Origin of the sequence: Roseburia sp. AM23-20 (assembly GCF_003470905.1) — a bacterium.
Taxonomy (GTDB): domain Bacteria; phylum Bacillota; class Clostridia; order Lachnospirales; family Lachnospiraceae; genus Roseburia; species Roseburia rectibacter.
Genome location: NZ_QRHS01000008.1, coordinates 41339 through 62394, shown reverse-complemented (window position 1 = coordinate 62394; position 21056 = coordinate 41339). Strand labels below are relative to the sequence as shown.

Sequence of the window (21056 nt, the reverse complement as noted above, 5' to 3'; positions counted from 1 at the left end):
TCGTGGACACTCAGCCAATATCCGGCTCATCCTTCAACACGATCGTATCGCGGGTCTTTCCCTCCGTCTCAAATACGATGATCTCGTTTTCGCCCTTTTTCAGCAGTGGTGCCGGGATATAGAGTCTTTTCTGCGGTCCGATCTCCCAGAATCTTCCGATATTAAATCCGTTTACAAAGACACAGCCCTTTCCCCATCCCTCAAAATCCAGGAATGTATCTGCTGTCTCGTCGATATCCACCGTAAAACGATAAAATCCCGGCAGCCCTTCTTTGTATTCTTTGGAAAAGTCAACTTTTTCGATATTGTCGAGCGGCAGCGTGTACTGTTTCCAGTGGTTGTGCATATGTCCGTTGACCTGCACACACTGACCAATGCCTTTTCTCTGGTGTTCCATGCGCGGTCCGAAATTGACACGCCCCATATTTTCCATCAGGATATCAAAATCTGCTCCCCTTTCAAACGTGACATCCAGCTCTTTTTCTTTTAAAAGTTCCAGATCGTAAAGTGTTGTGACCGGTTTTTGATCCACAAAAATATTGGCACGGTCGTTTGCCTCCCACAGGCGGAGTTTTTCGAGTTTCTCCTCCGTATCTAATGTGGAATGATATAAAATATAGCCGTAATTCTGCCCCAGTTTTTCCATGCTCTGCGGAAAACTGCTCCCCACCGGAGCACTGAGGTCATCCAGCACCGAAAACAGGCTTACCTTTTCTTTTGCCTGCAGTGTTCCATATGCCTTCCTTTTGATCTCAGTCGTAAATGTGACTTCCGGTATCTCTCTGTATTTTGCAATGACGTCGCGGTATCTGCAGTATTTTTCCGTGATCTGTCCATCTTCCGTCAATAGCGCATCATAGTCATACGATGTCACATCCGGGGTCAGCTCATCATAGTAGTTCGAGCCATTCATAAATCCAAAATTCGTACCGCCCTCAAACATATAAATATTGACATGACCGAGTTCTAACATTTTGTCGAGGTCCTTGACGCTCTCCTCCAGATTGCCTGTCATATGACCGCCATTTCCCCAGTGATCGAACCAGCCTACCCAGAACTCCGTGCACATTAATGGCCCGCCGTCCGTATATTTTTTCAGGACTTCAAAACGCTCCTCTGTCTTAGATCCAAAATTTCCGGTCGGCAGCGCGCCTTCTAAATGACCTCCGTTTAAGTTTTCTTCAAACGGTCCGTCCGAAGTGACAAGCGGGACAACGACACCGCCTTTTTGCATTTTATCTTTCATTGCAAGCAGATATTCCCTGTCGTTTGCATAATATCCGTATTCATTTTCGACCTGCATCAAAATGACCGGTCCGCCGTAATTGATCTGATACGGCACGATTTTTTTCAATAATACATCATAGTAATCCTGCACATGTTTTAAAAACGGCGGATAGGAAACGCGCAGTTTCATTCCATCTTCCGCTAACAGCCATGCCGGCAGTCCGCCAAATTCCCACTCCGCACAAATGTACGGCGACGGTCTTAAGATCACATATAACCCTAAATCCTGCGCAGTTTTTATAAAACGTTCTATGTCAAGCATGCCCTCAAAGTGGAATTCCCCTTTTTTCGGTTCATGCATGTTCCACGGGATATACGTCTCCACCGTATTGCATCCCATTGCCTTTAATTTTTCAAGTCTGTCCTTCCAGTACTCCGGAACGATTCTGAAATAATGAATTGCGCCCGATATGATCTGAAACGGTTTCCCATCCAGATAAAAATTGTCTTTAATCTCAAAATTTCCCATGTCATCTCTCCTCTTTTTCCAAAATGTTCCTTTTGTATCAGTTCCTTCCTATAACAAAAGGTGTTGATCCCCTATTTCTTAGAATCAACACCTTCTGTTCAATAGCGGCACATCATGCCTTTATTGTATACCTATTTGTATAATGCATCAAACTGTTCCTGCAGTGCTGCGGTTACTTCTTCAATACCAGCCTGTTTTAATGCTGCCTGCATCTCTGCAACGATCTCCTCTGCAGTTCCCTGATATTTACCATAAGAGATCTGTTTTGTATAGTTGGTATATACTTCGTTGATGTTATCGATCTTAGACTGGATATCATCAACTTCCGGTACAAACTGTCCATACGGATAATCGATCTTTAAGGAATCATACTCGCTGTAAAGTTTGTCAATTGCATCCCAGTTTCTTGTAGCGTCCCTGATTTCAAGATCGTCGTTACGTCCCCACCACCAGTTGGTCATACCGTTGATGTTGTCTGTGTCTGAGTTGTATCCCTCCGGAGTTGTGCGGAGTCCCTCATCGTTGATCTCGTAAGATACGCCTTCAATACCATAGCAGAGTAATCTGTAGCATTCTTCGTCATTTCTTAATAAATCATATACCATCAGTGCTCTTTCCGGGTTCTTGCTTGCTGCGGAAACTGCCATTGCACCGTGTGTGATGGAAAGTGCTACCACGTTTCCGGTCTCTTCTCCGAAGTAGAAGAAGCCTGACTCTGCATCCGGGTCATCCTGGTAAATGGTATTTGCCGGAGTTGCACTGCACAGATCTGTCCAGGTCTGTGTGTGGTGCTGCTCTGCTGCAACACGACCGATACGGTAATCATCACGGTTTGAGGAAGCGGTATTGTTCAATACGTCTGTCTTCCATACGCCGATGTTATCCCATTCTTTCATTAATTTTGCATACTCGACCATCATATCTGTGTCTGTGTATGCAGGTGTTGTGATCGTGTAAAGGTCATCTTTTGTACCGCCCCATAATGCGCCTGAGCAGATACCGTCGATTGCAACAAAATTGCTGTGGGAGGTGATCCAGCCGTTTGCCATCTGAGCATACTGTGTACCGTCAGAATCCCATGGAATGATATCCGGATAAGTTTCTTTTACATATTTAAAGTAAGTTGTAAGATCTTCCCAGCTCTTGACACCATCTGTCAGTCCTGCTTCTTTTGCCCAGTCAAGACGATAGATAAATCCATGATTGGTCCACTGTGCGTAATTATCCTCCGGGATCAGATAGATCGAGCCGTTATATTTACACAGATCCCAGTGATCCTGGCTTACGCTCTCCCATGTCTTTGGTGCGTAGGTCTTTAACATATCCTCGGAAAGCTCTAAGAATGCTCCGTTCTTTGCGTTTGGCCAGGCATCGAGCCAGTCAGATGCAGTTCCGACAAGGTCGACAGAACCATCCATCTGTGCCAGTGTCAGGTTGTAGTTGGAGAGATAATCGGTCCATCCGATGTAATAAATCTCAAGTTCTGCATTTACTTTTTCGGTCAGGATCGCATTCAGTTTTTCTAACATCTCATCAAGACGCTCTGCTTTCTGTCCATCCGGTTTATCACCGGTCACCATATAAGTGATCACTACATGTTCGGATGTGTCAATGTCACCACTACTTGTCGTTCCCCCTGCTTCCGTAGTGGATGCACTGTTTTCCGATTTTGCTGCATTTCCTGTTGTGGAAGAATTGCTTCCTCCGCCACAGGCTGTGGCGCCAAGTAACATTGTACCTGCGAGTAACATTGCCCCAAGTCTCTTAAATCTTTTCTTCATACCATACCCTCCATATGATTTATTTTTGCAGCAGATCTGTCTTTCCCTAAGACAAATCTGCTTTTATTATGACTCTGCCCCATGCAGAGTGATAATCGTATCGATCAGCCTTTTACGGCTCCAACGGTAATACCGCTGATGAAATATTTCTGAACGAATGGATACAGGAAAATGATCGGTCCGGTTGCAAGGATCGCATTTGCCATCTTGATTCCCTCGGTCGGGATATCTGCTAACGATACATACTGTCCTGCAACGGAGTTTTTGAGCTGATCCATTTTATTTACAACTTCATATAATGTATACTGTAACGGTTTTACATCCACTTTCGAGCTTAAGAAAAGTGATGACTGATACCATTCATTCCAGTATCCCAGTGCAAGGAATAATCCGATCGTCGCAAGTGCCGGTTTTAACATCGGAAGGATCAGTGAAACAAAGATCTTCATATCCCCCGCGCCGTCGATCTTGCCGGACTCTGTGATCTCATGCGGGATCGCCTTCACAAAGTTTTTCATCATGATGATCAGCCACGGTGACATCATAAGCGGTAATAAAACTGCAAAATAGCTGTCCTTTAAGTGGTAAGTCTGTGTCATCAGAAGATAGTACGGTGCAAGTCCTGCGGAAAACAGGCTTGTAAAATATATGTAGAAAGAAATTCCGTTGCGGAACGGGAAATCTTTTCTCTGTAATGCGTAGCCTGTCATTGCTATGATCGTCAGTCCGATCGCTGTACCGACCACCGTCAGGATGATCGTGAGCAGATAAGATTTCCAGATACCACCGCTCTTGCAGACCATCTCATAAGCCGCCAGTGTAAACTGTTTCGGAATCAGCTGTACACCTTCTGCACGGATCACTTCTTCTGCCGTAAACGAGCTGCCAAGGATCAAAAGGAACGGGAATACACACGCAACTGCATAGATCGTGATCACTACATATCCAAATCCCCGTACAATCTTATCAGAAGCTCCAAGTTTTACTTTATTGCTGTTATTTTTCTTCATAGTCGACCTCCATAGATATTAAAACAGGGAATAATCCGGTTCAATTTTCTTAACAATATAGTTCACGACCATAACGATCACAAAACCAACGACTGACTGATACAGACCGACTGCCGACGCTGTCGAGAAGTTAAAATCTGTCATCGTAGCCCTGTAAACAAACGTCTCAATAATATCTGTCGTGTCATATAATAAGGAGTTCGTACCAATGATATTGTAGAACAATCCGAAATTACCTTTTACGATGCCGCCCAATGCAAACAGTAACAGGATGATCACGGTAGGTTTTAAACTCGGGAGCAATATGTAACGGATCCTCTGAAATGCATTTGCTCCATCGACCTTGGATGCCTCTATCATCTCTGCGTCAATTCCGCAGATGGATGCGAAATATACAACGGAGTTGTAACCTGTCTGCTGCCACAGATAAATGATAACCAGCAGTACCGGCCATACATGCGGATCGCTGTAAGGTCCCCATTTTTCAATTCCAAGTTTGGTGAGGATTTCATTTACAAATCCGGTATCATAGTTTAACAGGTTGAATACCAGCACTCCGACCAATACCTGTGAAATGAAATATGGAAGAAACATCATCGTCTGTGATACTTTCTTGAACCATTTACATCTCATTTCATTTAAAAGGATCGCTACCACGACCGCAAGTAAATTTCCAAGAAGGATAAATGCCAGATTATATAAAATTGTATTTTTCGTCAGTGATAAAATTTTTCCTGATTCCCAGAGGAACTCAAAATTCTGTAACCCTACAAATTTGCTTCCAAAAATACCATCGCGGTAATTGTATTTAACAAACGCAACATAGATTCCTGGCAATGGCATATAGTTAAATGCAAAGAAAAAAATCATTGCCGGGACACACATCAGTGTCAGTACACGGTACTTCCAGAGTTTCTGCCAGAAGTTTAGTTTTTTGCCAACCTGTTTTGCAACACCGTTCTCCTTTTTCATATATTTTCCCCTCTCCAATGTTTTCTTGAAACCGGTTTCAAAACCTTGTAAAAACAAAGCACTTATATTTTTCACAAAACTGTCTGCCATCTTCCATAAGGTGTAATATTTTTTGATCTTAAGTGTCAGAAACGCCTTTATATCTTCTTTTTTGCATGTTTCCCGCACTTATCTTACACCTTTGCTGTGTAAACCCCATCCATGCAGCCGGCTTTTACACCAGTTGTGTATTTTATAGTGCTTTTTAATTTGAAACCCTTTTCATATTGTTATATTACAATACATATTATGAGTTGTCAACAGGTTATTTTACTTTTTGTACATATTTATTTCACATTTATTTTATTTTTCCGTCATTCTAACGGATTTTACCGTTTTAACTCCGCTACGGATTCTCTGATGATCAGAGTCGGTGTCACTTTCTGTACCTCCGGCACTTCTTTTCCGGCAATCTTATCTAATGCGGTGTCAACCAAAAGCTTTCCAAATGCTTCATAATCATAGGAAATACTGCTCAGCCTTGGTATGACGGTATCTACGATAAACGTATTATCAAAACTGATGAGGGAAATATCCTCCGGGATCCTAAGTCCATGCTCTTTGATGGAACGCATCACACCCACTGCACTGTAGTCGTTGATCGCGATCACCGCCGTGGGAAGTGTCTTATTTCCCTGAAAGAGTGCCTCGAACCCCTGATAACCGCCCTCAATCGAATAATTGGAATTGATCACATAGCGCTCACGGTAGGTCAGACCGTTCTTTCGCAGCAGACTTCGGTAGCGGATGCGCTTATCGTAAGTGGATTTCATCTCCTCGACTCCGCCGATCAGTGCGATTCTTCTATGTCCTAAACCGATCAGACATTCCATGCTCTGGTTCATGCCCTCCGCCTCGTCGATCGTGACCTGGCAGCACTCACCGCCCTCCACCTTTCCTGTTGTGATGACCGGGATGGATTCAGCGACACGGTTGATCAGATCTGCGTATTCCGGCTCCGTGACAAGGCTGTCTGATTTTCCCCCGATAATGATGATCGCATCCATACGCATGTCAAACATTTTCTGGATATATTCCACCTCGAGATCCGGATTGCTTAATGTTCCGCAGATCATCGGCACATACCCGCGCGCAATGATCTCCTTCTCACAGTTTTCCACCATGGATGAATAATAAGGATTGACCAGATCTGCAGCAAGCACACCGATGACGTTCGTTTTCGTCTTGATCAGTCCCTGCGCAAGCGCGTTTGGCCTGTAATCATATTTGCGGATCACTGCTTCCACACGCGCTCTCTTTTCCTCGCTCACCCTCGCATTTTTTGTCATGACTCTCGACACTGTTGCCGGTGAAACTCCCGCTTCCTGTGCAATTTTATAAATATTTAACTCACTGCCCATCGGCCATCCCCCTTAAAAGTCATATTTGAAAACGTTTTCAAGTTAATTTTATCGGGATTTTGCAGGTTTGTCAATATAGGGTCAGATTCTTTTTTTCGTCCATTTTCGTGAGCGGAAACGGATAAAAAAGATACTTCCGCGGAACATCTCATCGAGCATGAACGCGATCCAGCATCCTGCCAGTCCCATCCCAAGGCGTATCCCAAGCAGATATGCAAACAAAATGCTGACGCCCCAGCAGGAGATCACGGCGATGACCATCGGGAAGAACACATCCCCCGCTCCCCGGAGTGAATTGTCCTCAACATGGTTGAACGCGCGCCCGATCTCCACGAAAATATCGATAAAAAAGATCACACCCGTCATCCCGATGATCTCCTCACTCTGCGTAAATAAATGCATCAACGGTCTATGGCAGAGAAAGATCAGAACCGAAAGCACGATATTTAAGCTGACCGCGATTTTTAACACCTGCTGGTTCAGCCGGTATGCCTTTTCATACTCCTTTGCACCCGTCATCCATCCCATCAGGATCGCGGTGGAAAGCCCGAGTGACATTCCGGTCACATAGACATAAAACACGATGGATGAAACATAGATCTTTGCGGTGAGCGCCGCTGTTCCAAGCACCGCCAGGATCGAAGTTGACACGATCTGTGAAAAGGAATACGACAGGGAACTGATTCCTCCCGGCAGCCCGATCTTTAAGATTCCACCCACGCAGGATAATGTCTTTAAATTTTTCGAGGCAAAATCAAGATGCAGTCCGCAATGGAACAGAAACCAGACGCCAAGCAAAAGCGCCGTCCCATGACTTGCCACGTTTGCCATTGCGATACCTTCCACGCCCTCCGGCACAATTTTCACCGGCTGGAAAATCACAACGTAATTTAACACTGCATTCACGATATTCATAAACAAAGATACTGTCACTGCAAGTTTCGGTTTTCCATAGCTGCGCAGTACCGCGGAGATGGCGGAAATAATGCCCTGCAGCACGGAAAACCCGATGCAGATGCGAAAATATATCACCGCCATCTCATACACCGATGTTTCCAACTGCATCGGACGCATGACTGCACCTGCAAAAAATGCCAGTATCGTTCCTAAGATCAGGCTGATCGCGCCTCCGCACACAATGGAGGTAAACGCTGCATCGGACGCTCTTTTTTCATCTCCCGCCCCCAGTCTGTGGCTGATAACAACCGATGCGCCACCGCTGAATACCGCATAAAACGTGTACAAAAATCCGATCACCTGGTTTGCCGCACCGACTGCTGCGACCGCATCATCCGCATAGTGCCCAAGCATCAGCGTATTGACCGTACCGGTCATATTCATCAAAAGCTGTTCAATAAACAACGGGATAAACAGTCCCTTCAGCGTCAGCGTTCCCTCTGCCGTGGTAACGCTGGTGCAGTCTGCATCAATCCATTTCCACTTCAAGATGCATTCCTCCTTTTTCTGCTATGCAGTTCTTTTGTGCTATGCTGTCTGTCTCTGAAATTTCTACACGGATCTTTCCCTTTTTTATTCTTCTCACATAGATCATGAGCCTTCCGTCCTTTGTCTTTCTCGCATTTTCCGCATATGGAGTCACATCCGACAGATCCCCGTTCTCGATCCCTGCTAACATGCCTGCCCCGCTCACAGCCATACGCAGTTTTTTATCATCCCAGACAACCTTCTGTCCGTTTTGATCCACAAGTGTGAGCGCGATCTGATAGAGATATCCGTTTTTCTGTGTCTCTTGGAAAGGAATCTCCTCCGGCTGATAGACCTCTGCTTTGATGCCAGCAGCGTTCTGCGTGGTAAGCAGTCTCTCCTGTTCTATGATATTTCCGTTTTCATCATAACCGCTTGCCTCAAGGATCCCTGCCTCCCAGAGTACCTCAAAACGATATGCACCGTCGTCGTTGTAGCCGATCTGTCTGCCAGCCTCTTTTCCATTGATAAAAACAGCTGTCTCCGGCAGATTTGAGTAACACATCACAATGACTTTTTCTCCGGCTTTATAATTCCAGTTTTCCTGACACGGAATCCACTCGGCAGACTCCTCACTCCACAGTCTTGTGGCAAGGTAAAGCTGAGGTTCTTCACACCACAACGATTTTCTGCGGTAATATCTTGCCTTTTCAAATCCGGCGCAGTCCAAAATTCCGGCTCCCGATCCATGAATCGGCCAGCCATGTGCCTCCCCTAAATAATCGATCCCTGTCCACAAAAACTGTCCGCTGATATAGTCGTTTGATTTTACCGCATCCCATGCCTCATAGCTGTGTCCGTTTTCACTCCCTAAAAACGGGATGTGTGGGAAATCTCTGTGGTCGGCTTCGTAATACTGCTCCTTATAGTTGTAGCCTGCCACATCCAGATGCTCTAATATGCCAAGTTTTGCAGACAGCTCCGGGTAGGCAAGCGCCATGGTGACCGGACGGCTCTTATCTTCACTCTTTACAATACGGGAAAGTTCTTCGGCGATCGGAAGCAGTCTTCGCATGTCCGGTTTTGCCGGATCATACTGCCGTTCTGCCGCCGGTTTATTCGCGTCGTTATTTCCAGTCATCTCCATAAAACTCGGATGACAGTACGGATCGTTCGGATAGTCGATTTCATTTCCGATGCTCCACAAAATGATGGACGGATGATTGCGGTCACGCCTTACCATGGCGCGCAGATCCTTTTCGTGCCATTCCGGGAAATCTTCAAAATAGCCCTGGTGTTTTGGCGGATAAACATTGTGTCCCGTGGACCATTTGTTTTTTGCATTTTCCCACTCGTCAAACGCCTCATCCATCACAAGAAATCCCATCGTATCGCACAGCTCATACAGTTCCGGCATATGCGGGTTGTGGCTGCACCGGATCGCATTACAGCCACATCCCTTTAATTTTGCAAGCCGTCTGTGCCATACTTCCTTTGTCACCGCGGCGCCGAGACAGCCGGCGTCATGATGCACACAGACACCTTTGATCTTCATCGGCACACCGTTTAAGAAAAATCCCCGGTCCGCGTCAAATTCTGCCACACGGATCCCGACCTTCTGTGTGTCTGCAAGATAAGATATTTTCTTTCCATCCTCATCCGTTGTCTCATACCAGGTTTCCATCCCATAGAGATCCGGGTGCTCCGGCGACCAGCACTTCGGATCACGGATGGTGCCATGCATGCTGCAGGATACCGTATTTCCTGCCGGGATCTGTACCTGTTCTTTCCACTCTGCCACAGGTGTTCCCTGCGGATCAGACAGTTTTGTGCAGACCACACATGTTTTCTGCTCCTTCGTCTGGTTGCACATCTCGTGGCGGATACTGACTGCCGCCTGCACTGCTGTAAGTCCTTTACCATCGGCCACAAGTTTCTCTGTCACAAACGTCACGCCATATTCTGCCGGATGCACCTGTTCTTCCACCACAAGAGTGACTTTCCGCGTGATCCCGCTTCCCGTGTACCATCTCGAATCCGCAATGTCCGTGTGCGTCACTTTCACACTGACCACATTTTCCTGCTCCCCAAAATGTGCGATCCCAGAGATATCATAGGAAAATCCGGTGTAACCATACGGGTGTTTTCCCTGATAATAACTGTTGACCCACACCTGGCTGTTTTTATACACACTGTCAAATACCAGACGGATCGATTTCCCCTGATATTCCTCTGGCAGATAAAAATGCAGCCGGTACCAGCCGATCCCGCCCGTGAGATATCCGGTGCCGCTGGAATATTGTTTTGAAAACGGATAAGCCACTGCCCAGTCATGCGGCAGCATGACACGCTCAAATGCACGATCGTCATATCCCTGATACCATGCCTCCTCACATTCTCCAAAATGAAACTTCCATCCCTCATTTAATAACAGTTCTGTTTTATTCATAATCATAAAAAATACCTCCATTTTTTACTACGGTCTATGTTTTCTTTTAAACACATCATAGTAAAAAACAGAGATATGATACAATGGAGAATAGTGACATATTTTGTCTTTTAGCGACTTTTCATGATTTATTTTTTGACAGGGAATCTGCGTAGGCGCGCGGTGACATCCCGACATTGCGCTTAAACACTTTGCTGAAATAATATTCATCCGGGTAGCCGACCTTCTGGCCGATCATCCCGGTATGCATCGTCGTCTGCGCGATCAGACGCTTGGCATGTTCCATGCGGACTGCCGTCAGATACTGGAAAATGGTCTGTCCTGTCACGCGCTTAAAGATGCGGTTCATGTAATCAAAATTGCCGTCAAACTCCTCCTCTAACCGCTCCCCCGAAATGTCTGCCGCATAAGACGCATTCAGCCATTCCTGTATTTTCTGGACTTTATAATAGCTTTCCGGGAACCCGCCTGCAGTCCTTTCGCGTTCCGCTGTCGCAAAACAGCGCGCGATCTCGATCAACGCCTCCTGTATCCGGCAGGCACAGAGGATCTTATGATTCTCAAACGTGCTGTAATCCTCCGCGATCGCCTGCTTGATCAGCTCATCAATGTGGATCTGGTCGGTGACTTTTTTGATATGCCAGTATTTCGGCAGCCAGATCTTGCTCTCATCATAACTTCCATAAGGCTCACACGGCTCCTTTGCCATCGCCTTTCTCCGGCGTTCAAACTGCTGCCTGGCGACTTCCTCTTCTTTTGCATCGACCAGTTCCATCTCCCCATGCATGAAATGTACATAATAATAATTGCAGGTCGTCGCCTTTGTTCCCTCATGCGTGCGATCCTTATCCAGCAGACAGACATCCCCCGGCTTTAAGATCAGAGGCTTTCCGTCCTCAAGCAGATGCATCTCCCCGTGCCGGATAAAATATAAGATCTGTTCTCCCGCCCTGCGTTTCCGGTGGACATAAGGCGGTCTTATCTCTGTCTCATCCACAAAATTTACCTTCGGGAGCATCTGCGCATTTATCCTGTAAAATTCCATCTCTTCCCCTTTACCAGTAGATCTGCCAGTCTTTCTGCAGCCTCGTCAGCGCCTCCATGTAAAAATAATCGCCCCAGCTATTGCACTCATCCACACCGCACGGATTGCAGGTATTATACGGCGAACGGTTCGAATATGTGCTGTGCAGTACGATCCCGTTGGATTTTTCAAAATCTTTTACCGCATAGTTCCGGTATACAGAACCAATAAATTTTTCCGCAAGATCCCGGTAAAATGCCGCCTCCTCATCATATAAGTATTTTGCCATCTCAAGCATTCCGCACGCTGCAATGGAGGCGGAGGAAGAATCCCTCGGCTGTGCATCACCATCCGAAAACTCCAGATCCCAGTACGGTACGAGATCTTTCGGCAGATGCTCTATATAATATTTACTGACACCACGGAAAATATATTTGTATTCCTCTCTTTTTGTATAGCGGTATGCGAGTGCCGTTCCGTAAATTCCCCACGCCTGGCCTCTCGCCCAGGCAGAACCGTCCCGGTAGCCCTGACAGGTTGCCCCGTGATCCGGATTTCCAGTTACCGGATCAAAGAAAAATGTATGCCAGGTCGAAAAGTCCGGGCGGATCACATTTTCAAGTGTGGTATGTACATGCCGGTCAGCGATCTGACGGTAACTCTCATCTCCCGTTTCCTGTGACGCCCAGTAAAGCAGCGGTACGTTGAGCAGACAGTCTATGATCAGCCTGTAATTTTCCGGCTCTCCCATAGCGCCCCACGCCTGGATAAATTCTCCCTTTTCCTGAAAACGGCTCTTTAACTGGTCTGCCGCAAGGAGCGCCGCTCTTTTTCCCGTCCCGGAACCGGTCAGCTTATAACCTGCGACACAGGATGGTGTATACAAAAATCCCATATCATGATGATCCACACAGATCTTCTGCTCGATCCGGTGCAGGAAATCCTGCATCTGGATCTCTGCCGCCTTTAACAGAACGTCCCCCCCGCCATATTCATAGGCAAGCCAGATCTCCCCCGTCCAGAATCCCGTCGTCCACTCCACGTTGTCGATTGGACGGTAAAATCCATTTTCACTGTATGCATTCTGAAATTTTGTCGTAAATTCCGGCAGAACACGCTTTACCTGCATGCAGGCAGATGCCAGCGCATCCTCGCGCTCCTCTTTTGTAATCGGCATAACGCCTTTTAAATTATTCTTTGTCTTCTCTGATAACTGCATATTCTTCCCCCATTTTCTTTTCAACAATGATTTTTTTCCCTTTCACCGGTACACAGAGCCGAAACTCCCTGATTTTCTCCGGGATGTGCGGTGTCCAGTAATATCCATCCTTCTCTGCCGCATCGATATGTACCCCCGCGATCTCCTCGATCAAAATCGGGACCGGTGCAGATGCCCAGGGGTGGCACAGGCTGGTATTCCATTTCTGGTCTTTCCCCCATGCCTCAAAACAGGTCGTTGCACCCTCGCGCAACATGTTGACCCATCCGTGTTCCCCCTCATTAACCAGCAGCTCATACACCGTATCGTACTGTCCGCGTTCTGCAAACACACGCAGTACAAAATAACTCAGCATCACGCCGCAGGAAAATCCCTTCTGTTCCATAAATGTCAGTATTTTCTGTTCATCCGCTTTGGGAAGTAAATGAAAGTACATCGCATAAACATTCGAATGCAGTGCCGCGTGGCTGCTCGTCTCGCTGTCCGCTAAAATTCCTGTCTTTTCTCGGTAAAAAGCGTTCCGGTATGCTTTTTTAATTTCTTTCGTCTGATACTGCATTTCCCTTCCACAGATCTCTGCCAGCGTATTCTGTGTCTCCATCGCCCCGATGTAGAGTGCATTGATCACATTATGGCAGCCTGGCGCCACCACAGGTCTCGTCAGTGGAAAATCATATCCATCCCGCAGATTTTCCGGCCAGTCCACAAGATTCCATTTGTCAGCGACCTGCTCTAACAGACCATCCTCCCTCGCATACTGCGAAAAATGTTTTAAAATCCCATCTGCGATTCCATAATAACGGTCCACCGTCTCTTTCTCCCCGGTAAAACGATAATACAGCAAAAGGAGCTGCGAATACAACAGTGAAAAATCTGCGATCTCCTGCATCAGGCCGCCCGGCGCAACCGCAAGCAGTCCCGGACAGACTCTCGCTGTCTGTGCGAACTGATCGATGCATTTCAACAGCATATCCGTCTTTCCAGTCAAAAGTATCTGCGCGTGCGCCGTCACAATCGCATCCCCTAAGTACTGACCTTTTTCCCTTGTCGGGCAGTCCACATAATTCTCCTGTGTTCCAAGCCGCACCGTATTTTTACAGATTCGAAAAATATTTTCCAATGTTTTCTCCTCTGTCTTTAACTCACACAGTGACTCACCCATCGGATAATGCCTTACCAGGAAACGGATATCTGACAGTTTAACGCCCCCGTCCGGCACGATCTTAACATACCGGAATCCCTTGTAATCATACGGATCAAACTCACATCTGCCATCCGCCAGCGTCCAGATTTCTCTGTAACAGCAGTTGCACCGCATGTCATAGCGCACACTGCCCGTTTCATCCAGTTCCTCCCCATAAAACAACTTCACCTGATCGCCGTCTTTCCCCTCCGCAGTGAGCAGGATCATGCCTGTGATCTCCTCGCCCGCATCCAGAAGCATCGAACCATCAGGATCTTGTCTTATCACGGACGGTGTGATCTGATGTATGTGACCGTTATGATCTGCACACTTGTGCTCTAGCTTTGCCGGTTCCAATGGCTGTACGGCATCAGAGTGCAGCTTTGTCGGTTCTAGTGGATGCTCATTACCAGCGTACAGCTTTATAGTCCCCAACTGATATTCCATGTAAGAGAGCATCTCCGTCGGCTGCTTCGTCAGCGTGTAATCTGCCCACACCGCCGGAACGGGTTTCTCCCAGCCGTCCGCATCAAACCCGGTATTTTTCCACCCATACGGGTATTTCCGGCTGTCAAAATTTTCTAAAAACTGTGTCTCGTATCCGACTGTCTCTCCCTCATAACAGTCCGTTTTCAAAAAGCAAAAAGAAACCGGTATCTCCTTTCCCTTTTCATCCCACAGCTCCGCCGCAAAGGCAAAACGCAGATCCCCGCTGTTCCACACACGGTTCACAAGTCCCTGATAATACAGATGGAGTGCCAGCACATGCTCCCCGGCAGCAAGTGTCCCCAGTTCCAAAACATTGTAATAATACTTCGTATGATATGCCGCGGCAGGTCCTTCCCCCATAAAAGCTCCATCCAGATATGCCTTATAATGGTCATCGGCTGTGATCTTACAGAAAATCTTCTGTGCACGCTCTAAAGTAAAATACCCGCGCACAAACACATGGACATTCTGAAATTCTGCCGTTTTCCTGCCTTCAACAGACGGCTGTACCTGTTCCTTATGAAACAGATTAAGAGGCACAGCATCAGCAAACTCCGGTATGGTGAGCCATCTGGCATCCCATGACTCATTTTTCTTAACTTCCTCTCCCATATTTTCCCCCATAATATATTTTCCAATAAGTAAGCAAAAACAGGGCGCCATGCGACGCCCTGCCAGATTTTTACTTATTCTTCTGACACTTCTTCAACTTCAAGTCCCAGTTCTTCCAACTGTTTTTTATCCACGATACCAGGTGCCTGTGTCATCAAACAGGATGCATCTTTTACTTTCGGGAATGCAATGACATCACGGATAGAATCTGCGTGTACCATGTGCATGACCAGACGGTCAAGTCCGTAAGCCAGTCCTGCGTGTGGCGGAACACCATACTTAAATGCATCTAACAGGAATCCGAACTGCTCATGTGCACGTTCCTTGGTGAATCCAAGCACTTCAAACATCTTCTCCTGAATATCATCCTGATGGATACGCACGGAACCACCGCCAAGCTCTGTACCGTTTAATACGATATCGTATGCTTTTGCACGCACACTGCCCGGATCAGAATCGATCTTGTCCCAGTCCTCTTCCATCGGCATGGTAAACGGATGGTGCATTGCCATAAAACGGTTTTCCTCGTCAGACCACTCTAACAGCGGGAACTCTGTTACCCATAAAAAGTTGTACTGGTTTGGATCAAGCAGATCTAATTCTTTCGCAAGTTCAAGACGAAGCGCTCCAAGCACGTTCCATACGATCTTATTTTTGTCTGCTGCAAATAATAATAAGTCTCCCGGCTCTCCCTGCATTGCAGATACAAGTGCTTTTAACTCATCCTCTGTCATGAATTTTGCAAAGGAAGATTTATAGGTGCCATCCTCGTTCACTGCAAGGTAAGCAAGTCCCTTTGCACCGTAACCTTTTGCAAATTCAACCAGTTTATCAATCTTTTTACGTGGCATGCCAGCCTGTCCTTTTGCATTGATACCACGGACAGAACCGCCATTTTCAAGTGCACCGGTAAATACGGAAAATCCGCATCCCTCTACGACTTTGGATACATCACAAAGCTCCATGCCGAAACGTGTATCCGGTTTGTCAGAACCGAAACGATCCATTGCTTCCTGCCATGGCATTCTTGGCAGTGGAAGTGTCACATCCACACCGATTGCTTCTTTAAAGATATATTTGAGCAGTCTCTCATTGACATCAAGTACATCCTCTACATCTACGAATGCAAGCTCCATATCTGCCTGTGTAAATTCAGGCTGACGGTCTGCACGCAGATCCTCATCACGGAAGCATCTTGCGATCTGGAAATAACGGTCATAGCCAGAGCACATTAAAAGCTGTTTGTAAAGCTGCGGTGACTGCGGCAGCGCATAAAAATGTCCCGGATGAACACGGCTTGGTACTAAATAATCTCTTGCACCTTCCGGTGTTGACTTACATAACATCGGAGTCTCGATCTCAAGAAATCCCTCTTTTGCCATAAAGTCACGCATCAGATAGGCTACTTTACTGCGGAGCATCAGGTTTTTCTGGATATCCGGTCTGCGCAGGTCTAAGTAACGGTATTTTAAACGGACTTCGTCTTTTGTCTGGCTGTTCTCCTCGATCTGGAATGGAGGTGTCTCTGCCTCAGATAAAATACGGATATCCGTTGCGATCACTTCGATATCACCGGTCTTTAACGCCTCGTTCACCGCTGCGGAACGTTTTTCCACTTTTCCGGTTACAGCGATCACAAACTCACTTCTTAAACGCTCTGCTTTCTCATATCCCTCTTTACCAACGCTCTCCTCGTTAAATACGAGCTGCAAGATACCGGAACGGTCTCTTAAATCGATAAAGATCAGACTTCCTAAATTTCTTCTCTTCTGTACCCATCCCATAACGGTTACAGTCTCACCGATGTTCTGATTTGAAACCTCGGTACATCTATGGCTTCTGTGTAAGCCTTTCATTGATTCTGCCATTACTGCAATCCTCTTTCCTTTTTACTTATTAAAAAACTCAATGATCTCAAAGAGATCATTCACTCTGTCAATGAACTTTATTTATTGAAAAACTCAATGATCTCAAAGAGATCATTCACTCTGTCAATGAACTTTATTTATTGAAAAACTCAATGATCTCTTTATATCCCTCGGCATCTAATTTTTCCTTCTGGAATTTTTTATTCTTATTCATACGGACAACAAGCACCTGTTTGCCTGCAGCACGTTCTTCCTGTGCTTTTCCGATGATCTCGCCAAGTTTCTCTGCCGGGCATCCCTTTTCAATCAGGTACGCAACTTTCGGGCGCTGGGTCGGCACGGTAAATCCGCTCTCCATCAGAAGAAGGATGATACGCTCAAATCCGATGGAAAATCCACATGCCGGTACATCCTGTCCGGTAAATTTGCCAACCATCTTATCGTAACGTCCACCGCCGCCGCAGGCTGCACCAAGCTCCGGCATGGAAATCTCAAAAATGGTTCCGGTATAGTAGCTCATGCCACGCACCAAAGTCGGATCAAATACCATTTTAAAGGAAGCTGCTTTTGCACCCTCCACGGTATCAATGATCTCTAAAAGATTGCTCTCAACCTCAGGATCTAAATATCCCTCCAGTGTCTTTGCAAGGTATTTGATACCATTATCTGCTTCCTCAACACCTTTAAAAAGTGCAAGATATTTCTCGATGGACTCTTTTGCATAACCCTCTTTTTCAAGTTCCTCTGCCACACCGTCAAGTCCGATCTTGTCCATTTTATCTAAAATAATAAATACGGTATCAAAATCTTCCTCTGCAAATCCACTGTATGCCGCCATCGCTTTTAAGATACGGCGCTCATTGATGCGGATCTCAAAATTCTTAAATCCGAGTTTACCGATCGTGGTTGTGGTTGCTAAGATCAGCTCGATCTCTGCAAGATTCGTCGGCTCTCCAATGATATCGATATCACACTGCATAAACTGACGGTAGCGTCCACGCTGCGGACGGTCAGCTCTCCAGACATTTCCCATCTGGATTGCCTTAAACGGAGACGGAAGATCATTTGCATTATTTGAATAAAAACGAACCAACGGAACGGTCAGATCATAACGCATACCAAAATCAACTAAATCCGCTTCTTCTTTTGCTTCAGCGACTTTCAACTTTTCGCCGCGCTTCATTACCTTAAAAATCAGTTTTTCATTTTCTCCACCCTGCTTATTGCTCAGGTTTGCAATATTTTCCATGCAAGGTGTCTCAATCGGTGTAAAACCGAAACTGCGGTAAGTCTCTTTGATGACTTGCTGCACATAATCCCGGATCTGCATCTCCTCCGGTAAAATATCTTTCATGCCGTTGACCGGCTTTTTACTTAATGCCATAAAATTTCCTCCATCTTATGCCTAATATCCTTTGCCTATTATACGTTTCACAGTTGTATACGTCAAGAACTGTCCTGTGTACAGTACAAAAAATCTTATTTTTATGTTACTTCAATGTCATTTCGTTAAGTTACAGGGTTAGCCCCTAACTGGTTGTCTAATCCAAATTTTTTCAAAAAAGTTACCAAAATTGAAGAGTTGTCAAAACAGTACCTGATGAACACCACTACTTTGAAATCCGTTTTCAAAGCAGTCTATGGAATGCCCATCGCTTCTTACATGAAAGAATACCGTATGAAGTTGGCATCGAATATGCTGTTGCAGGAAGATAAATCTATTTCGGAAATTGCCGCCGCTGTGGGATATAAAAGCCAAAGTAAATTTACATCGGCTTTCCGAGATATATTTCAGATATTACCTACTGCATATCAGAAACTGTATCGTAATTAATAATTTTGATACAAAACTGCACCCACAATATCCCTGAGTGCAGTTTTGTATCAATCAATATTCTAATGTTTCTCCATCAAGTGGAATATCAGGAACAAGTATCCTATACAAATGCACTTGCAAACGCTTGAAATTATAGGATTTAAGGAGTCTGTGAAGAAATCAAATACATGGCACTGTAAAATCAAAGTAAATATTTCGATCAACAGAACCTTTTATGACAACATCTCTTTCACACAAGTACTTCGATAATCACTTGGTGATATTTTATATCTTTCTTTAAATACTCGGTTAAACGTTCTCTGACTTTCAAATCCACTATCCAGACAAATATTTGTAATAGAATCACTCGTATTTTCCAAACGATGGCATGCATAGTTCAGCCTTGCATCGTTAAGATATTGATTAAAGTTTCTATGGAATGTCTTGGAAAAGAGTCTGGATAAAACATATTTGCTCACGCCCAGGTCTTTTGCCATCTCTTCCAACGAAAACTTCTTCTTGAAATTTGCTGATATATAGGAAACTGTCTGGTAAATAAGATCGTTGCTCCCCACACTGCTCTTTTCTACCAAATTTAATTTTCCTATGCAGCGTGCCAACACAATTTGAAGATATGCCTGTGTAACAGTAATATCCGACTGTTCTGTCTCTAAAATTGCATTTATAACCCTATATACCTCCGGTTCAACCTTTTCCGCTTTGATGATTGGGTATCCAGGAGCCATGGATTGCATGATATCTGCAAATTTGGCTATCGCAAATGGCGATGCAATCAGATAAGTCGCTTTATTTACACCGGGTGTCAGTACCTGATAGTGATGAATAACATCTGGAAATACAAAGCCTATATCTCCTTTTTCCATATGGTATAGTTCCTGTCCGACACCAAGTTCTAATGATCCACTTGTTACACAAACGATCTCCAGTGCATTATGAAGATGTGGTTCAATATGTTTTGACTTCCTATTTATTGCTATAATCTCCTCTTTTGTGTCAACATATTTTAACTGCATGAAATACTCCCCTTTGCAACATTTGTCTATATCTTCTTTCGATTTGGCAAGCAATCCTTTTACACCTATCTTATAATCAACTTGTAAATAAGGAAAGGAGGAATTGCAAATGAGCAACCTAAAAAAATATCTGAATGACCTTTTAGTATTCTACACTGAATATTTTGAGCATCCTTACCATGTATAAATACTAAAAGGACTATTTATAGAAAAAAAGCACTGTCTCATCGAGCAACGACCAGACAACGCTTTCTCCTGTCAATTCTAATTTATGTCTGATGCATCTGTTACTTCATCTGCAGCAATTCCTTTTTCTGCTTTCAGTTTTTTATTTGCATCTTCTACATTCATTCTTGAAAGTACAAACATAATCAATACATCAAAGATTAACGGAAGCCAAAGATACATGAACTGCATCATATCAAGTGCAGACTGTGGCTGAGTTGCATTTGTTCCGACATATCCACTGAACTCAAGCATCCATCCAACAACAGCGGTTCCAATACCTCCACCGATTTTTACACCAAGAGAAGTACAAGAGTACATCGTTCCGTCAATTCTCTTTCCCTGCGTAAGATAAGTGTATTCAGAGCAAGATGCGATAACTGCATTCATATCTCCCTGCCATGGTCCCTGACCTAAGGCTGCAAGAGCTGTAAATGCCATCATCAGCGGAATACTGCCCATATATCCGGCAACAACAACAAGTGCTCTACCGATGACTGCTAAGACATAACCTCTTAAGTTCAGTTTATACATACCTTTCCACTTACCAACTAATGTCGGTGTGAAAATCAGGGCAATGATCAGTGGAATATTTACTGCCCATGCAAATTGCCCAAACAAATTCTTTAGGTTACAATCGATGATGGGGTAAACGAAAAAGCAGTTTTGACATTGCAGAGAACTGCCCCTTCGTTTACACCATTTTCGATTTGACCTAATTGAACAAAGTGAGCGTCCGGGTAGCCGCAACCTATGGACTTTCAATTCTTTGTTCCTGTCCATGATTATATAT

The 21056-nt window shown here is 45.2% G+C and carries 14 protein-coding genes and 1 pseudogene; 1 reads left to right on the top strand and 14 read right to left on the bottom strand.

Features of this window, described 5'->3' with window-relative positions; all coding sequences use genetic code 11:
* Nucleotides 1-10: 10 nt before the first annotated feature.
* The 12 genes from DW650_RS08300 to hisS all read right to left on the bottom strand — a co-directional run bounded on the left by DW650_RS08300 (nt 11) and on the right by hisS (nt 18572).
* On the bottom strand, nt 11-1756 hold the full coding sequence (locus DW650_RS08300; protein WP_118209607.1) for a glycoside hydrolase family 35 protein: 1746 nt from the start codon (nt 1754-1756) through the stop codon (nt 11-13).
* A 131-nt stretch (nt 1757-1887) separates the two neighbouring features.
* Entirely contained in the window at nt 1888-3537 is a 1650-nt protein-coding gene (locus tag DW650_RS08295; RefSeq protein WP_117919808.1) for an ABC transporter substrate-binding protein, read from the bottom strand.
* 104 nt (nt 3538-3641) lie between these two features.
* Complete coding sequence (locus tag DW650_RS08290; protein ID WP_117919810.1) at nt 3642-4547, bottom strand: carbohydrate ABC transporter permease; 906 nt, start codon at nt 4545-4547, stop codon at nt 3642-3644.
* A gap of 18 nt (nt 4548-4565) precedes the next feature.
* On the bottom strand, nt 4566-5519 hold the full coding sequence (locus DW650_RS08285; RefSeq protein ID WP_117919899.1) for an ABC transporter permease: 954 nt from the start codon (nt 5517-5519) through the stop codon (nt 4566-4568).
* Between the two features lie 368 nt (nt 5520-5887).
* The gene (locus tag DW650_RS08280) at nt 5888-6919 is read right to left on the bottom strand and encodes a LacI family DNA-binding transcriptional regulator (protein WP_117919812.1); all 1032 of its coding nucleotides are present in this window, start codon (nt 6917-6919) and stop codon (nt 5888-5890) included.
* Between the two features lie 81 nt (nt 6920-7000).
* Nucleotides 7001-8365, bottom strand: a complete 1365-nt coding sequence (locus tag DW650_RS08275; protein ID WP_243102901.1) for an MATE family efflux transporter — start codon at nt 8363-8365, stop codon at nt 7001-7003.
* Nucleotides 8346-10799 carry a glycoside hydrolase family 2 TIM barrel-domain containing protein gene (locus DW650_RS08270; protein ID WP_243102900.1) on the bottom strand — a complete coding sequence of 818 codons (2454 nt, stop codon included), beginning with the start codon at nt 10797-10799 and terminating at the stop codon, nt 8346-8348. Before DW650_RS08270 ends, DW650_RS08275 begins: the two co-directional genes overlap by 20 nt.
* Nucleotides 10800-10914: 115 nt before the next feature.
* A complete protein-coding gene (locus DW650_RS08265) occupies nt 10915-11838 on the bottom strand; it encodes a helix-turn-helix domain-containing protein (protein WP_118209605.1) in 924 nt (307 codons plus the stop codon).
* Between the two features lie 10 nt (nt 11839-11848).
* The gene (locus tag DW650_RS08260) at nt 11849-13036 is read right to left on the bottom strand and encodes a glycoside hydrolase family 88 protein (RefSeq protein ID WP_117919817.1); all 1188 of its coding nucleotides are present in this window, start codon (nt 13034-13036) and stop codon (nt 11849-11851) included.
* The gene (locus DW650_RS08255; protein WP_243102899.1) at nt 13008-15320 is read right to left on the bottom strand and encodes a family 78 glycoside hydrolase catalytic domain; all 2313 of its coding nucleotides are present in this window, start codon (nt 15318-15320) and stop codon (nt 13008-13010) included. The genes DW650_RS08260 and DW650_RS08255 overlap by 29 nt, the downstream gene beginning before the upstream one ends.
* Nucleotides 15321-15394: 74 nt before the next feature.
* A complete protein-coding gene (aspS, locus tag DW650_RS08250) occupies nt 15395-17188 on the bottom strand; it encodes an aspartate--tRNA ligase (protein WP_117919821.1) in 1794 nt (597 codons plus the stop codon).
* Nucleotides 17189-17321: 133 nt separating this feature from the next.
* Nucleotides 17322-18572 carry a histidine--tRNA ligase gene (gene hisS / locus DW650_RS08245; protein ID WP_118209604.1) on the bottom strand — a complete coding sequence of 417 codons (1251 nt, stop codon included), beginning with the start codon at nt 18570-18572 and terminating at the stop codon, nt 17322-17324.
* A 153-nt stretch (nt 18573-18725) separates the two neighbouring features.
* Between hisS and DW650_RS20620 the strand changes: the two genes are divergently transcribed.
* The gene (locus DW650_RS20620) at nt 18726-19022 is read left to right on the top strand and encodes a helix-turn-helix domain-containing protein (RefSeq protein ID WP_334294423.1); all 297 of its coding nucleotides are present in this window, start codon (nt 18726-18728) and stop codon (nt 19020-19022) included.
* 215 nt (nt 19023-19237) lie between these two features.
* On the opposite strand, the gene DW650_RS08235 is transcribed toward DW650_RS20620, so the two are convergent.
* Both DW650_RS08235 and DW650_RS08230 read right to left on the bottom strand, forming a co-directional pair.
* On the bottom strand, nt 19238-20038 hold the full coding sequence (locus DW650_RS08235) for a helix-turn-helix domain-containing protein (RefSeq protein WP_118209602.1): 801 nt from the start codon (nt 20036-20038) through the stop codon (nt 19238-19240).
* Nucleotides 20039-20302: 264 nt separating this feature from the next.
* Nucleotides 20303-20890: pseudogene (locus DW650_RS08230) on the bottom strand (MFS transporter); the annotation flags it as partial.
* Nucleotides 20891-21056 lie beyond the last annotated feature (166 nt).

Coding starts and splice junctions, on each gene's coding strand:
- DW650_RS08300 (WP_118209607.1), bottom strand. CDS start 1,756: ATGGGAAATTTTGAGATTAAAGACAATTTTTATCTGGATGGGAAACCG.
- DW650_RS08295 (WP_117919808.1), bottom strand. CDS start 3,537: ATGAAGAAAAGATTTAAGAGACTTGGGGCAATGTTACTCGCAGGTACA.
- DW650_RS08290 (WP_117919810.1), bottom strand. CDS start 4,547: ATGAAGAAAAATAACAGCAATAAAGTAAAACTTGGAGCTTCTGATAAG.
- DW650_RS08285 (WP_117919899.1), bottom strand. CDS start 5,519: ATGAAAAAGGAGAACGGTGTTGCAAAACAGGTTGGCAAAAAACTAAAC.
- DW650_RS08280 (WP_117919812.1), bottom strand. CDS start 6,919: ATGGGCAGTGAGTTAAATATTTATAAAATTGCACAGGAAGCGGGAGTT.
- DW650_RS08270 (WP_243102900.1), bottom strand. CDS start 10,799: ATGATTATGAATAAAACAGAACTGTTATTAAATGAGGGATGGAAGTTT.
- DW650_RS08265 (WP_118209605.1), bottom strand. CDS start 11,838: ATGGAATTTTACAGGATAAATGCGCAGATGCTCCCGAAGGTAAATTTT.
- DW650_RS08260 (WP_117919817.1), bottom strand. CDS start 13,036: ATGCAGTTATCAGAGAAGACAAAGAATAATTTAAAAGGCGTTATGCCG.
- DW650_RS08255 (WP_243102899.1), bottom strand. CDS start 15,320: ATGGGAGAGGAAGTTAAGAAAAATGAGTCATGGGATGCCAGATGGCTC.
- aspS (WP_117919821.1), bottom strand. CDS start 17,188: ATGGCAGAATCAATGAAAGGCTTACACAGAAGCCATAGATGTACCGAG.
- hisS (WP_118209604.1), bottom strand. CDS start 18,572: ATGGCATTAAGTAAAAAGCCGGTCAACGGCATGAAAGATATTTTACCG.
- DW650_RS08235 (WP_118209602.1), bottom strand. CDS start 20,038: ATGCAGTTAAAATATGTTGACACAAAAGAGGAGATTATAGCAATAAAT.